This is a genomic window from Chryseobacterium capnotolerans (genome assembly GCF_021278965.1).
Lineage (GTDB): Bacteria > Bacteroidota > Bacteroidia > Flavobacteriales > Weeksellaceae > Chryseobacterium > Chryseobacterium capnotolerans.
The window spans coordinates 2145571-2159040 of sequence record NZ_CP065589.1 but is presented as its reverse complement, the minus strand read 5'-3'; the positions used below and the strand labels follow the sequence as shown (position 1 = coordinate 2159040).

Below are 13470 nucleotides of genomic sequence, written 5' to 3'. Positions count from 1 at the left end.
TTTGTCGTAATTTTGAGTCGGTAAAAAATATATGAATACTCAGCAAAAAATTATTGAAGCCGCAATATCAGTTTTAAATGATAATTTTTCAGCAACACTGGAGGATATTGCGATACACTGCGGGCTGAACAGAAGAACGCTTCACCGATATTTTAAAAGTCGAAATGAATTACTGGAAGCATGCAATAAGACTATGATGGAAGCTTGGGAGTTGGCAGCGATTAAAGCTTGTAACAGCTCAGAAGATCCCTTAGTACAACTTGAACAGCTGTTATATGCAGGAATTGACAGCGGAACAAAGTATGCTTTTCTTATTAAACTGAATGATACTAGAAAATCCTCTTCAATACTACATGAAAGTGAGCAAAGTGCAGTCTATTTTAAAACGAGAGATCAATTATTTGATGCTATTCAGAGATTACAAAAAGAACAGGTGATAGATAGCCAGTTTCCATTACCCTGGATAAGAATTCTTTTTACCAGCGTAATCACAGCAACAATTATGGCATTCAGATCCGGAGATATTGCTCAAAATGAAGTAAAGAAACTTGCCTGGACTTCATTTAGCAGAAGTATTGGTTTACAAATAAGCAAAAAATGATACATTCTTTTTTAATGATAGGGCAGTCAAATATGGCTGGACGCGGTTATGGTAAAGAAGTTCCGTCTATCTATGACGAACATATTAAAATGCAAAGAAACGGATTATGGCAAATCATGTCCGAGCCTATTAATTTTGACCGTCCTAGCGCTGGTGTAGGCCTTGCAGCTTCATTTGCTGCATCCTGGAGGCTTGATCATCAACATGAGGAAATAGGACTAATTCCATGTGCTGATGGAGGAACCAGCCTTGATGATTGGGCTGTAGGTGGTGCTTTATTTGAAAATGCTGTATCACAAGCCAGATTAGCACAACGAACCAGCCAGATTGCTGGTATTCTCTGGCACCAGGGTGAAAATGATTGCTCTCCGGAAAAAGCTGAAAAATATGGTGATAAATTCTCTGTCATAGTGGAGACATTACGCCAAGAATTAAATATACCTGAGGTTCCTCTTATTATAGGTGGTTTAGGAGATTTTTTATCCAAAGGCATTTTTGGGCAATATTTCACCGCATACCCTTTAGTTAATCAAGCATTGGAAGACTTTGCAAGGACTCATGCAAACTGTTATTTTGTTACATCAAAAGGACTTACAGCCAATGCTGACAGTATTCATTTCAATGCCTTGTCGCAAAGAATATTGGGTGTCAGATATTATAAAGTTTTTCGTACTTTAAAACCTCTTTTTGACCCACAGTATGATGAAGAAAATACATTGGCTAAAATCTATAGTCGCCCTTATACCCAATCAGAAAGGATCAAACAGGTGGAGCATGAATTTGCAATGGGAAATATTGAACCTACAGATTTTCTGTCAGAATTAGCTAAACTGAATGGAAAATAAGATGAATATTAAAAAACAGCATCCATAATGATGCTGTTTTCTTCTGATATAGCCTGGTTGGTATATTATTATTGTTTTATCCAAGTACGGTTACACCTTTTTCGATCATATCATAGATAGCATCCCTGCCATTCTCCGGCTTTACATTTACAGCTTTGGTTCCGTTGAAATGAAGACAGGTAATATACCCGTTGGCTACAGCATCCTGAGCAGTGAATTTCACACAATAATCCATAGCTAATCCTGCGATTTCTACTAACTGAATATCATGATATTTCAAGAAATCATCCAATCCTGTTTTCATGAAATGATTGTTGTCCTGGAAACCGCTATAACTATCAATTTCAATATTTTTCCCTTTTTGTACAATGTGAGTGACCTTGCTTTGGTTTAAGTCCTTATGAAACTCAGCCCCAAAGGTTCCCTGTACACAATGATCAGGCCACATGAATTGCGGAACGCCATTCAAAATAATGCTATCTCCAACATTTCTTCCATTGCTGCTTGCAAAACTTTTATGCCCTGCAGGGTGCCAGTCTTGGGTTAAGATGATTTGATCATATTCGTTTTCTTCCATCAAAAGGTTGATATATGGAATAATTTCGTTTGCTCCTGGTACTGCCAATGCTCCGCCTTCACAAAAATCGTTCTGTACATCGACTATTATTAATGCTTTTTTCATATTTAGATTTCTCGAATTTTTGATAAATTTACGAAACTAATCCGCAAAAACTTTTCCAAAACCAAATTATCGGACAAATCGGCAATAAAAAAATAAAAGATAGGAGGATGGAAGAAAGAAGAGGGAAGTTACTTTTAGTTTTATAACGACTCACTATCATTTTTAATAAGGAGTGTGTCATTATTTTTTAATGATTGTATGACTTCCTTGTTCGAGCACCTAGCTTCCAGCCTTTTAGTGTATCTTTGCAGCAAATAAATATTTTTATGTCATTTGAATCGTTAGGATTATCACACAATATTATTCGATCCGTTAAAAAACTGGGGTATCTGAAACCTTTTCCCATTCAGGAACAGGCCGTACCTGTTATCCTGCAAGGGAAAGACCTGATGGGGATTGCGCAGACTGGTTCCGGGAAAACGGCTTGTTTTGTAATGCCTATTTTAGAGAAGTTACAAAATGCAGAAGCTAAAAAAGGGCGTAATATTCAGGTATTGATATTGGTTCCTACCCGTGAATTAGCGATTCAGATTGACGAGGTTTTCAGAGCATTTACAGAAAATCTGAAGCGAGAAATCCGCACAATGGCCGTTTATGGAGGGGTGTCTATCAATCCACAGATGAAAGGAATGTTTGGAGTAGAAGTGCTTATCGCAACTCCAGGACGTTTATTGGATTTAATTGATCACAATGCATTAAGTATTTCGGAAATTCAGCATTTGGTTATTGATGAGGCAGATAAGATGTTTCAGTTAGGCTTTGGTGAAGAGATGAATAAGCTTTTTGCTTTAATGCCTGTAGTTAAACAAACCACTTTATTTTCCGCTACTTTGAATGATAAAGTTGCTGAGATGAAGGAACGCTTATCTATTCATCCAACGATTGTTGAAATTAAAAAAGAGGAAGTTGAAATTGATAATATCGAACAATTTGCTTACCATGTTTCTCCTGAAAATAAGGGTCCTTTTTTAAGATATTTAATTAAGGAGAAGAAAGTAGAAAAAGCTTTGATATTTGTTTCTTCCACACGATCTGCAGATAATCTAGTGGAGAAACTTAAAAAGAATAAAATTAAAGCAGTAGCCATCCACAGTCAGAAATCACAAGGCGCCAGAAGAAATAATTTAGAAGAGTTTAAATCTAATGGAGCCCAAATTTTGGTAGCTACAGATCTGATCGGCCGCGGAATCCATATTGATTACTTACCTTGTGTGATCAATTATGAGCTGCCAAGGTCACCTTTGGATTATATTCACCGTATTGGTAGAACAGGCCGTGCTCATGAAAAAGGAGTTGCGATCAATATTTTGACGGATGATGAATTGCAGCATTTCAGGGTTATCCAAAAGAAAATGGGAAAAAAAGTAACTTTAGAAAGAACAGAAGGGATTAACCTACATGGTTATTAGAATAAATTTAAATAAAAGGCTTCAATGATATGAAATTGGAGCCTTTTATTTTTTTATACCGTTAATCATCATCAATATAATTAACATTTTTTTCATATTTAATTTTCCTGAATTTTAATACATTTACAAAATCAGAGAAAAGTTTGTCCAAATTGAATTACCGGACAGACCGACAATAATTAAAAACAAAACCCCGAACAATGAGTAATCTTGAGAAAAAAAAATTCCCCATAGGATCATTTGAAGCACCGGAAAATATCTGCGATACAACTTTAGATACCTATATTAAAGCCATTAAAGATTTCCCGGGCAGACTTAAGAATCTTATTGAACATTTCTCAGACGAACAGCTCGATACCCCATACAGAGAAGGAGGATGGACTGTAAGGCAGCTTGTCAATCACATTGCTGACAGTCATGCCAACAGTTTTATCCGCTTTAAGCTGGCTCTTACTGAAGACAATCCCACCATAAAACCTTATGATGAAGCCAAATGGGCTGAACTTCAGGATAGTATTCACATGCCTATTAAACCGGCTATGAGAATGATAAAAGGAACTCATCAACGATGGACAATACTCCTTAAAAGTCTTACTAACAAACAGTTTGAAAGAACTTTTCATCATCCTGAACATAACAAAAATTATAACTTGCGAGACAATCTTGCTTTATATGTCTGGCATTGTAACCATCATTTTGCTCATATTGAAAATCTGAAGAAAGAAAAAGGTTGGTAAAAAAGTACCTTAATCATTCAATATATTATAAGGAGATTACAGACAGAATTTCCAGATTATCTGCAGACAGTCCGAAAAAATGGGGAAAAATGGACGTTTGTCAGATGTTAACGCATTGTGATCTAGTTCTTAAGGTTGCCTTGCGAAAAATTGAGCTCCCCACATCAATCCTCTTTTTAAAACCATAGGGATCGTTACAAAACTGGAAATGTATGTTTTCAATAACGGAATTCCCAGAAACATGCCTACTTTTCAAAAACTAATCGTTAATTTTGAGTGTGATTTTGATGAATCAAAGACCAATCTACTGAAAACGCTGGAGGAATTCCGGGAAGCCTGTAAAAACAGAAAACTGCCGGACCGCCACAGATTATTCGGAAACATGACTGAAAAAGACTGGGAATTTTTAGAATATAAACATCTAGATCATCACTTAAAACAATTTAATGTATGAGTTTTTTTGATAAAATATTCGGCGGAAATAATAATGAAACCTCTGATCAAAAATCTTTCTGGAAAAATATAAAGTCTGATGAAGACCTGGAAAAAGCCATTGAAAGTTCTTATCAGCATAAAATAGCCATTTTCAAGCATTCTACAAGCTGTTTTATCAGCAAGACTGTATTGAGGAATTTTGAAAAAGAAGTTGAAAATTCTGATCAAAAGGTTGAAATATATTACCTCGATCTATTAGCTCACCGATCTATTTCAAATAAAATTGCTGAGGATTTTGGGATAAGACATGAAAGTCCACAGCTGATTGTTATTGAAAACGGAAAGCCCTTTAACAGCGCTTCGCACCAGGACATTTCTTTAAGCCAGATCGTATAATGAAGAATATTAATAATTATTTAGCCAAAGTTTTAAATGTTCCCCTTCAAAGTGTGAACACCTGCAGCTTGCATTATGAAGTGAAAAAGATCCCTAAAAATCAGTTTCTTCTTCAGTATGGCGAAATATGCAGACACATATTCTTTGTGGAGAAAGGACTTTTAAAAATGTATTCCATTGATAAGAATGGAAAGGAACATATTATACAGTTTGCTCCTGAAAGCTGGCTGATTTCTGACCGAAGCAGCCTTTATTTCAATGAAAAATCCAATTATTATATAGAAGCGGTAGAAGATTCGGAAGTATTGTTTCTACATCCTGATTTCTTCAATAAGCTGGTAGAGCAATTCCCAAACAGCATTGAGCGTAGTGATTTTCTGCTTCAGAAACACATCAGAAGCCTTCAAAACAGAATTAATTCCTTGCTGGGAGAAACTGCAGAAGAAAGGTATATGAAATTCATTAAAATGTACCCGGATTTGCTTCTCAGGGTTCCCCAATGGATGATTGCCTCTTATCTTGGCATTACTCCTGAAAGCTTAAGCCGCGTAAGGAAAGAGCTGGCAAGAAAGAACTTCGTTCCGGATAATAAATAAAAGGTTGGAAGATGGGAGAGGGAAGCTGGAAGTTCTATTGAACTCAAAGGAATTTTCTCTGCTATTATTTAAATATATTTATCAATAAAAATTGATATAAGTTATTCTTAAAAACCACAATAACTTCCATCTTCCAGCCTCCCTCTTCCTTACTTTAAATAAATCCTTTTGGCAAGCTGCCCAACCTTTTGAGCTTTATTTGTGTATCTTCTGACCAAGGAAGCCCGATGCAAAGTCTCATACAGTTCTCAAACTGTTCCTGGAAAGTAAACATTCTCCCCGGAGCAATACTTATGTTTTCTTTGATAGAGAGATCATAAAGCTCTGTAGTGCGGATTTTCTTATCAAACTCTACCCATAAGGACAAACCGCCTTGCGGACGGCTGGTTTTAGTTCCTTCCGGGAAATATTCTGCAATGGTCTGTACATAGTTCTGATAATTACTCTGTAATGTTTTTCTAAGCTGCTGAAGATGCTTTTCATACCTTCCGGACTTCATAAAACTGGCAACAGCCTCATTCACAATGGAAATAGAGGATGTAGAATGCAAAAGTTTAAGCTTTAAGATCTTGTCTTTATATTTTCCCGGCGCAATCCAACCTACACGGTATCCCGGGGCCAATGTTTTTGAAATAGAACTGCAATACAGTACATTTCCATCCTTATCAAAAGATTTACAGCATTTTGGTCGGGTAGAGCCAAAATAAAGGTCCCCATACACATCATCCTCAATCAGAGGAATATTATTCTCTGAAAGGATCTTTACAATTTCTTTCTTATTTTCATCCGGCATACAGCTTCCCAGAGGGGAATTGAAATTAGGAATCAACAGACACAGATTAATCTTTGGGATCAGTTTTTTGAAAGCTTCAATTTCTATTCCGGTCGTAGGGTGAGTAGGTAACTCAAGAACTTTAAGTCCTAAACCGTTGGCTAATTGAAGGATTCCCGGATAGCAAGGGCTTTCAATAGCAATGGTATCTCCTGGCTTTCCTAAAGCCATCAAACAGAAAGATAATGCATTCATGCCTCCGTTTGTGGTAACCAGATCATTTTCATGCAGATTTCCGCTCCATTGTAAAGAGCGTACAGCAATCATTCTTCTCAGTTTCAGATTTCCCTGCAACTCTTCATATTCGGTTCCGCCTTCTTTTAATTCTCTTATGGCATGTACAATCTCTTTTTTCAGTTTAGCCTGAGGAAGAAGATCTCCGGATGGAATTCAATGGAAAAGAAAGTGATATCTTTTTTACCCATGTTTTCATACACCTTACTGATCAACTCATCAGGTTCATCATTATTGGCAATCAAAGAAGGGCGGCTCACTTCAGGTAATGGAAGCTTTACAGACATTAACTTGCTTACAAAATAACCCGATTGGGGCTTAGATTCAATAAGAGATAATGATTCCAGTTCAAGAAAAACACGTTTCGCAGTGTTCATACTTACCTGATGCTCACCACATAACATTCTTACTGACGGAAGCTTATCTCCAGCCTTTAATACTCCGCTTCTGATCTGAGAAGCAATACCATCTGCAATTTCTGTATATAAAAATTCTTTACTCATTGTATTAACTGTGCTCATACAAATATACAAAACTGATACTGTGTTTGTCAAAATATCCTTTTTAATTTTGCCTTACTAATTAAAACTTATCAAAATGATGACAGATACTATTTCAAAAGACCAGGCTGTAAGCGGTTGGATCAATGGTTTTATAGGCGTATTACTTTTTAGTGGTTCTATGCCGGCTACCAAACTTGCGGTGCTGGAAATGAGCCCTATATTTGCTACAATTGCCCGTGCAGTGATTGCCGGAATTCTTGCCCTTTCCGTTTTATTGATTTATAAAGAAAAACGCCCGGCAAAAAATCAGTTATTTTCTCTGGTTCTGGTTGCTATAGGTTGTGTCATAGGATTTCCTTTGCTTTCTTCATTGGCATTACAATATCTTACTTCAGCTCATTCCATTGTATTTTTAGGAATGCTGCCTCTAGCTACCGCTATTTTTGGAGTTTTCAGAGGTGGAGAAAAGCCACATCCTGTATTCTGGATCTTTTCTGTGATTGGAAGCCTTTTAGTGATTGGTTATGCTTTCTCTCAAGGAATTTCAGCTTCCCCAGTTGGCGATATTCTTATGCTTTTGGCGATCATCTTGTGTGGAATGGGATATGCAGAAGGAGCTAAACTTTCTAAAACATTAGGCGGATGGCAGGTAATTTCCTGGGCTCTTGTTATCTCTTTGCCGGTGATGCTTCCTTTATTTTTCATTTATTTCCCATCCAATATCGAAACGATAAGCTTTAAGGGTTGGTTTGGATTAGGCTATATATCGCTGTTCAGTATGTTTATTGGGTTTATATTCTGGTACAAAGGACTGGCACAGGGTGGAATTACTACGGTAGGCCAACTTCAGCTGTTACAACCATTTTTTGGGCTTGCTTTAGCGGCATATCTTCTTCATGAGCAGGTAAGTATAGGAATGTTGGGGATTACAGTTGGAGTTATTCTCTGCGTTGCCGGAACCAAGAAATTTGCGAAATAATCAAGAAATAGATTACAAAAGATAAACTCACCATTATAGATTTAAAGCCCTTTTTCATTATATATGAAGAAGGGTTTTATTTATATTAAAATATATCGATTTAATAAAAATAACAGCAATTAACACGTAAGTGATAATAAATAACACCTATTATTTAAAAATTATATAACATTTTTAACTTTATTTAACATTATAAAAAATAATTAAGGTTTTATTTTTGCATGTATTTATTTATCAATCCCTACTGAAGAATAAAAGAAAAAAACAACATTAAAAAGCTATTGTTATGGTTATTGACGAAAACATTCTATTCTCTGTAAATGAATACCTGCTTCTATCAACAGGTTTATTATAAGTTTGTGATGATGCAGAGCATGTCTTCTCAAAATCCAATATTGTGCTTAAAGGGGCTCTAAAAAGTTATTATGACGGAGACTGCTGCCATTGTTTTACAAATAGTATTTACAAGACAAGAGATTGCTAATCTTACGGGATTGCCTGTAGAAACGGTAATCCGTACTTTTAAAAAAGTAAAGAAAGAAGGAAATATCATATTCAAAGACCGGAAAATTTTATACTGATATTTTCAAATATGATTTAGGTCATAAAAAAGAGAATTATTCTGGCGTACATTTAATCTATTAATTTATAGAACAATCTTTTCGTCTTTTTTATTCAGATTGAAATCACAGACAGATTTCATGAATATGAAAGATCAATATTCTGGAGAATAATAAAGAATAATTTACTGCTTTTTTAATTTAATGGCCATAAGAACATCCTTCGCATCATATAATATCTCATTAATAAAGCAGTAATTTTTCTGTTCTTCCACGATAAAAAGACCTTTAATAAAGATAATAGGTAAGGATAGCCAATAGTATTTGATGCTATTCAAGTGTGTACAAATTATTAATTAATACTTTCCAAAATTAGAATGCTATGGAATTTCAAAAAACTCTTCTCGAATATATAAGTCATTGCCTGATGGCTGCTAATGAAACGATCTCTATTGCGGAAAGTGTAACATCTGGATGCCTGCAATTAGCTTTTTCTCAGATGCCCAACGCTTCTTTAACGTACAAAGGCGGAATAACAGCTTATACTTTACAGGAAAAAGTAAGATTATTAAAAGTGGACAAAAAAGAAGCAGAAGAATCTGATTGTGTATCGGAAAATGTTGCAAAAGAGATGGCGTTACAGGTTGCCGATCTTTTTGAGTCCGATTGGTCTATTTCTACAACAGGCTATTGCACCCCGATCCGTAATTCGTCTTATAAAATCTTTTCTTATTTCGCATTTTCATACAAAGGAGAGATTATTCTTACTAAAAAACTGGAGCTGCATCCCAAAACTCAGGCTCTGAATGCCCAACTTTACTATACAGAATTTATTTTGGGCTGCTTTAAAAGTGAACTCAACAGGCTTTTAATTTTAAAATAATATAAACTGGCCTTAATAAAGAAGTCTTTTAATGTTTATATACCTTGGGTTTTGCTTTCATCACGGCAAAATACGATGAGGTAAAGGCCGATAAACTTTGGTAACCTACTTTATAAGCTACTTCGCTTAGAGTATATTGTTTTGTATCAATCAGTTCAATACTTTTCAATATTCTGGTCAGTTGCAGGTATTTCTGTAAGGTAATTCCGGTTTCATTTTTAAAAATACGCTGAAGGCTTCGTACTGACATTTGTGCTTTGTCTGCCAGGGAATCAATATCCAGGTTATATTTAAAATTCGCATTGATGTCATTGCAGACAGGAATCAGTCTTGTATCTTTTGGAATAGGAATTTCCAAACCATTGCTTTCTTTGCAGAAGTTAGGAAGACTTTTTAAAATAGCTTTAAAAAAAATATCCTGTTCTTCGTTTTCATCCAGAGATTGATTCCATTTTGAAGCATACAGCAGCATTTCTTTCAAAACAGGAGGAACGGTAAAAACATGGACATTCTGATAAAAATCGTCTTCAAATACAGATTTAAATAAAAAGACCATCAGGTTAACTGTTTTTGCTTCAGAAGTGATTTTATGCCCTTTTCCGGAAGGAACCCAGATCACATGATGCTGTGGAACCAGATAAATTTTCTGGTCAATATGAAAATACTGATAACCATCTTCCACAAAAGTCAGTTGAGCACGGTTGTGAACATGCTCATAATCATCATGTTTCCAATCTTTTTCACACCAGACATAAGCTTCTTTTTCAATGGCATCTACAAACTGGCTTTGTGTTTTTTCAATCAATCCACATTTCATATTGTCGTTTTGTATATATTTTTTGGCAAATTTAATAAAAACGCCAATATTAATTTTGTACTATTAATTTATACCCTGTTCAGAATGAAAAAAATATGTTCTTTTTTTATTTTAATTTTACTATTTAACACCACACAAATTATGGCACAGAATAAAGCTAAAATATTGGTTCTTATCCATTCAGACAATGGCGGGACATATGAATTGGCCAAAGAAATAGCCAAAGGTATTGAGAGTGAAAACAATGCCACTTCTTATATCAAACTGGTAAAACCATCCCAGAATTCCAACCTTAAAAACATCCCTGTTGCAACGGTAGATGAACTTACCAGCTATGATGGAATTGCTTTCGGATCCCCGGTTTATTTCGGAAATATCAGTACCGGAATGAGCGAGTTTTTATCTAAAACCGTTCAGCTTTGGACTAATCATGCATTGGAAGGAGTTCCTGCAACTGTTTTTATGTCTGCAGGTAGCGGTGCAGGAAAAGAATTGGCTCTTCAGGCATTCTGGAACAGTCTTGCTGTACACGGAATGATTATGGTACCCAATGGAATTCGTGGTACTGAAGTGCTTAACAAAGCTATTCCACAAGGAAATTCAGTCCTGGGAATTACGACTATGGCTTCTCTAAAGGATGTTGAACGCCCTACAAAAGGAGAAAGAACACTGGCTGAACTTCAGGGCAGAAATTTTGCCAAAGTATCATTGGCTTTGAAAGATATCCGCCCCGAAAAAACGGTTTCCATCGTTGAAAACCACCAAAATTTTAATGAAGTTTTAAGGCAAAAAAATATCGTTCTTCCACAGGTTCCTAAACCGGCAGGAAATTATCAGCCATTTGTACGTTCTGGAAATCTTGTTTTCATCAATCAGGTTGCCTTGAAAGATGGAAAGATCTTTAATCCCGGAAAATTAGGTGTAGATGTTAATGAACAACAGGTAAAGGACGCCACCAAAGTTACGATGCTGAATGTTATTTCAGTTCTGAATGAAGCAGTTGGCGGAGATCTGGGCAGAGTAAAACAATGTGTACAGCTTACCGGAATTTTCAATACAAAAGATGATTATACCAAACATGCAGATCTGATGAACATAGCTTCCGATCTTACTGCTGAGGTTTTCGGGGAAAAAGGAAAACATGCAAGAGCTACATTTGGAGCATCTTCTATCCCTGTGAATTCTTCGGTTGAAATTCAGGCAGTTTTTGAAGTAGAGTAGTTATTTTCTGGCAGATAATTCTATACATATTGTTTTATCTGTGGGAATTTTTTTGGTCTCTCGCAGATCACACAGATTTCGCGGATGATTTTGAATAATAGCTTATAAAATGATAGCGCAAACCGATAAAGGTTTGCGCTATTTGTTTTTATGTCTCCCTGATCTTACTGGTTTTCTCCAAAAAGATTATTACGGATGAGAATACATAATGATGGGGAAATAATTATAGTTATACAGCAGGCAGAAAAATTGGCGTTATTTGCGGAATCTGCGAGAACTTTTTATTAAGAAAGCTGTTTAAAAACTTCTGCAATGATCTGTATACTTTGTTTCAATTGCTCCTCTGAAACGGAGCCATAACTTAGCCTGAAACCATTGACAGAGTTTCTACTATATTGTTTCGGGTGAATAATTTTAATGTTTTTCTCTAATAATGCAGAGGTTACCTTATCCCAATCCAATGCTGTTTTTGGAACAATCCAGAAAGCCAGTCCTCCTTCAGGTAAGGTAAAATGGGCAACCTCCTTCAGATACTTATTCAAAAGGTTATATACAAAATCCCTTTTGTGTTTATAATGGGCCGTTGCTTTTCTGATGTGCTTTTTTACCGCTCCTTCTTTGATTAACTGTAAAACAGCCTGCTCCATGATAACATCTCCATGCACATCAATAATCTTTCTTAAATTCCCGATCTTTTGTAATAAATCCTGGTTTTTAGTAGCCAGATATCCAATTCTTAATGCCGGAGCCACCACTTTACTTAATGTCCCGATATAAACATAATGATTAAGTTCAGGAAAACTGGAAATGGGTAGAATAGGGCGGTACCCAAAATGGAACTCATTATCATAATCATCTTCAATGATTGTAATATTATGTTGATTAGCGAGTTCTATTAATTTTAATCTTCGTGATAAACTTAATGTAACCATTGTTGGGTACTGCCGATGAGGGGTTACATATATTGCTTTGATATTTTTATGCTCTGCCAGAAGTTTTTCAATATGCTTTACATTGATTCCTTCTTCATCTACAGAAACAGGAAGAAGCTGAGCTCCTGCATATTCAAAAGCCTGCCAAGCTGGCTGGTAACCGGGGTCTTCTACAATAACATAATCTCCGGAAGTAAAAAGGCTTTGAGCTGTCAGAAACATAGCCATCTGACTGCCTCTTGTAATGGATATTTCCTGTTCATGAATCTGCATCCCGCGTTGATGGTTCAACATCTGAGAAATCATCCTTCGGAATTCGATATCCCCATGTTCATCTCCATATCCCATCATCTGCCATTTTGCTTTAATTCCGAAAATCTGCCGGTAGGCTCTTGCCAATTCAGTTACGGGAGCTATTTTACTGTCCGGATGACCATCATCGAAATTAATTATTATTCCCTGATTGGCCATGGGATAGATGGAAGAATCGGACTTCTTATCCATTCTTTTTTCGTGTAAGACAGACAATTGATCTGAAACAAAAATTCCTTTTCTTTCTTTAGAAATCACCCATTCTTCGTTAAGTAATACCTGATAGGCTTCAACCACTGTATTTCTGTTGATTTTCAACATCGCAGCCAGATTCCGGCTGCCGGGCAGTGCATCTCCGGCCTTTAATCTGCCTGAGCGGATATCTGCAATAAGGGTATCTGCTATTTGTAAATACACCGCTTTATCAAGCTTTTTATCAATTTCAAATTCTAATTTCCAAGGTCGAATCATCTGGACTATCTATTTATATAAAAAC

General features: G+C 36.0%; 14 protein-coding genes and 1 pseudogene. 11 read left to right on the top strand and 4 right to left on the bottom strand.

Annotation, left to right across the window (positions count from 1 at the left end; genetic code table 11):
• Positions 1 to 31: 31 nt before the first annotated feature.
• Positions 32 to 601 carry a TetR/AcrR family transcriptional regulator gene (locus H5J24_RS10300; RefSeq protein ID WP_068943259.1) on the top strand — a complete coding sequence of 190 codons (570 nt, stop codon included), beginning with the start codon at positions 32 to 34 and terminating at the stop codon, positions 599 to 601.
• Complete coding sequence (locus H5J24_RS10295; RefSeq protein ID WP_068943260.1) at positions 598 to 1446, top strand: sialate O-acetylesterase; 849 nt, start codon at positions 598 to 600, stop codon at positions 1444 to 1446. Before H5J24_RS10300 ends, H5J24_RS10295 begins: the two co-directional genes overlap by 4 nt.
• Before the next feature lie 76 nt (positions 1447 to 1522).
• Here H5J24_RS10295 and pncA read toward each other — a convergent pair whose 3' ends face one another.
• On the bottom strand, positions 1523 to 2128 hold the full coding sequence (pncA, locus tag H5J24_RS10290) for a bifunctional nicotinamidase/pyrazinamidase (protein ID WP_068943261.1): 606 nt from the start codon (positions 2126 to 2128) through the stop codon (positions 1523 to 1525).
• Positions 2129 to 2394: 266 nt separating this feature from the next.
• On the opposite strand from pncA, the gene H5J24_RS10285 reads away from it, so the two are divergent.
• From H5J24_RS10285 to H5J24_RS10265, 5 genes are all read left to right on the top strand, one after another.
• Positions 2395 to 3537 carry a DEAD/DEAH box helicase gene (locus H5J24_RS10285; RefSeq protein ID WP_068943262.1) on the top strand — a complete coding sequence of 381 codons (1143 nt, stop codon included), beginning with the start codon at positions 2395 to 2397 and terminating at the stop codon, positions 3535 to 3537.
• 200 nt (positions 3538 to 3737) lie between these two features.
• Complete coding sequence (locus tag H5J24_RS10280; protein ID WP_068943263.1) at positions 3738 to 4274, top strand: YfiT family bacillithiol transferase; 537 nt, start codon at positions 3738 to 3740, stop codon at positions 4272 to 4274.
• A gap of 208 nt (positions 4275 to 4482) precedes the next feature.
• A complete protein-coding gene (locus H5J24_RS10275; RefSeq protein ID WP_232816284.1) occupies positions 4483 to 4728 on the top strand; it encodes a DUF1569 domain-containing protein in 246 nt (81 codons plus the stop codon).
• The gene (gene ytxJ, locus H5J24_RS10270) at positions 4725 to 5105 is read left to right on the top strand and encodes a bacillithiol system redox-active protein YtxJ (RefSeq protein ID WP_068943264.1); all 381 of its coding nucleotides are present in this window, start codon (positions 4725 to 4727) and stop codon (positions 5103 to 5105) included. Before H5J24_RS10275 ends, ytxJ begins: the two co-directional genes overlap by 4 nt.
• On the top strand, positions 5105 to 5701 hold the full coding sequence (locus H5J24_RS10265) for a Crp/Fnr family transcriptional regulator (RefSeq protein WP_066693650.1): 597 nt from the start codon (positions 5105 to 5107) through the stop codon (positions 5699 to 5701). The genes ytxJ and H5J24_RS10265 overlap by 1 nt, the downstream gene beginning before the upstream one ends.
• Before the next feature lie 154 nt (positions 5702 to 5855).
• Here H5J24_RS10265 and H5J24_RS10260 read toward each other — a convergent pair.
• Positions 5856 to 7270: pseudogene (locus H5J24_RS10260) on the bottom strand (aminotransferase-like domain-containing protein).
• A gap of 94 nt (positions 7271 to 7364) precedes the next feature.
• On the opposite strand from H5J24_RS10260, the gene H5J24_RS10255 reads away from it, so the two are divergent.
• From H5J24_RS10255 to H5J24_RS10245, 3 genes are all read left to right on the top strand, one after another.
• Positions 7365 to 8249: a DMT family transporter gene (locus tag H5J24_RS10255; RefSeq protein WP_096788299.1), complete on the top strand. Its 885-nt coding sequence runs from the start codon at positions 7365 to 7367 to the stop codon at positions 8247 to 8249.
• A 425-nt stretch (positions 8250 to 8674) separates the two neighbouring features.
• Positions 8675 to 8830, top strand: a complete 156-nt coding sequence (locus H5J24_RS10250; RefSeq protein WP_082811210.1) for a helix-turn-helix domain-containing protein — start codon at positions 8675 to 8677, stop codon at positions 8828 to 8830.
• Between the two features lie 361 nt (positions 8831 to 9191).
• Positions 9192 to 9692, top strand: a complete 501-nt coding sequence (locus H5J24_RS10245) for a CinA family protein (RefSeq protein ID WP_068943267.1) — start codon at positions 9192 to 9194, stop codon at positions 9690 to 9692.
• Positions 9693 to 9720: 28 nt separating this feature from the next.
• On the opposite strand, the gene H5J24_RS10240 is transcribed toward H5J24_RS10245, so the two are convergent.
• The gene (locus H5J24_RS10240) at positions 9721 to 10509 is read right to left on the bottom strand and encodes an AraC family transcriptional regulator (RefSeq protein WP_228407629.1); all 789 of its coding nucleotides are present in this window, start codon (positions 10507 to 10509) and stop codon (positions 9721 to 9723) included.
• Positions 10510 to 10593: 84 nt separating this feature from the next.
• On the opposite strand from H5J24_RS10240, the gene H5J24_RS10235 reads away from it, so the two are divergent.
• Positions 10594 to 11730 carry an NAD(P)H:quinone oxidoreductase gene (locus H5J24_RS10235; RefSeq protein WP_068943269.1) on the top strand — a complete coding sequence of 379 codons (1137 nt, stop codon included), beginning with the start codon at positions 10594 to 10596 and terminating at the stop codon, positions 11728 to 11730.
• A 284-nt stretch (positions 11731 to 12014) separates the two neighbouring features.
• On the opposite strand, the gene pdxR is transcribed toward H5J24_RS10235, so the two are convergent.
• Positions 12015 to 13445 carry a MocR-like pyridoxine biosynthesis transcription factor PdxR gene (gene pdxR / locus H5J24_RS10230; protein WP_068943270.1) on the bottom strand — a complete coding sequence of 477 codons (1431 nt, stop codon included), beginning with the start codon at positions 13443 to 13445 and terminating at the stop codon, positions 12015 to 12017.
• Positions 13446 to 13470 lie beyond the last annotated feature (25 nt).

Bases quoted from the DNA above. Each gene is read 5' to 3' on its own strand.
- pdxR (WP_068943270.1), bottom strand. From the start codon at position 13,445: ATGATTCGACCTTGGAAATTAGAATTTGAAATTGATAAAAAGCTTGAT.
- H5J24_RS10235 (WP_068943269.1), top strand. From the start codon at position 10,594: ATGAAAAAAATATGTTCTTTTTTTATTTTAATTTTACTATTTAACACC.
- H5J24_RS10245 (WP_068943267.1), top strand. From the start codon at position 9,192: ATGGAATTTCAAAAAACTCTTCTCGAATATATAAGTCATTGCCTGATG.
- H5J24_RS10255 (WP_096788299.1), top strand. From the start codon at position 7,365: ATGATGACAGATACTATTTCAAAAGACCAGGCTGTAAGCGGTTGGATC.
- H5J24_RS10295 (WP_068943260.1), top strand. From the start codon at position 598: ATGATACATTCTTTTTTAATGATAGGGCAGTCAAATATGGCTGGACGC.
- H5J24_RS10265 (WP_066693650.1), top strand. From the start codon at position 5,105: ATGAAGAATATTAATAATTATTTAGCCAAAGTTTTAAATGTTCCCCTT.
- pncA (WP_068943261.1), bottom strand. From the start codon at position 2,128: ATGAAAAAAGCATTAATAATAGTCGATGTACAGAACGATTTTTGTGAA.
- H5J24_RS10300 (WP_068943259.1), top strand. From the start codon at position 32: ATGAATACTCAGCAAAAAATTATTGAAGCCGCAATATCAGTTTTAAAT.
- ytxJ (WP_068943264.1), top strand. From the start codon at position 4,725: ATGAGTTTTTTTGATAAAATATTCGGCGGAAATAATAATGAAACCTCT.
- H5J24_RS10250 (WP_082811210.1), top strand. From the start codon at position 8,675: ATGACGGAGACTGCTGCCATTGTTTTACAAATAGTATTTACAAGACAA.
- H5J24_RS10275 (WP_232816284.1), top strand. From the start codon at position 4,483: ATGTATGTTTTCAATAACGGAATTCCCAGAAACATGCCTACTTTTCAA.
- H5J24_RS10240 (WP_228407629.1), bottom strand. From the start codon at position 10,509: ATGAAATGTGGATTGATTGAAAAAACACAAAGCCAGTTTGTAGATGCC.
- H5J24_RS10285 (WP_068943262.1), top strand. From the start codon at position 2,395: ATGTCATTTGAATCGTTAGGATTATCACACAATATTATTCGATCCGTT.
- H5J24_RS10280 (WP_068943263.1), top strand. From the start codon at position 3,738: ATGAGTAATCTTGAGAAAAAAAAATTCCCCATAGGATCATTTGAAGCA.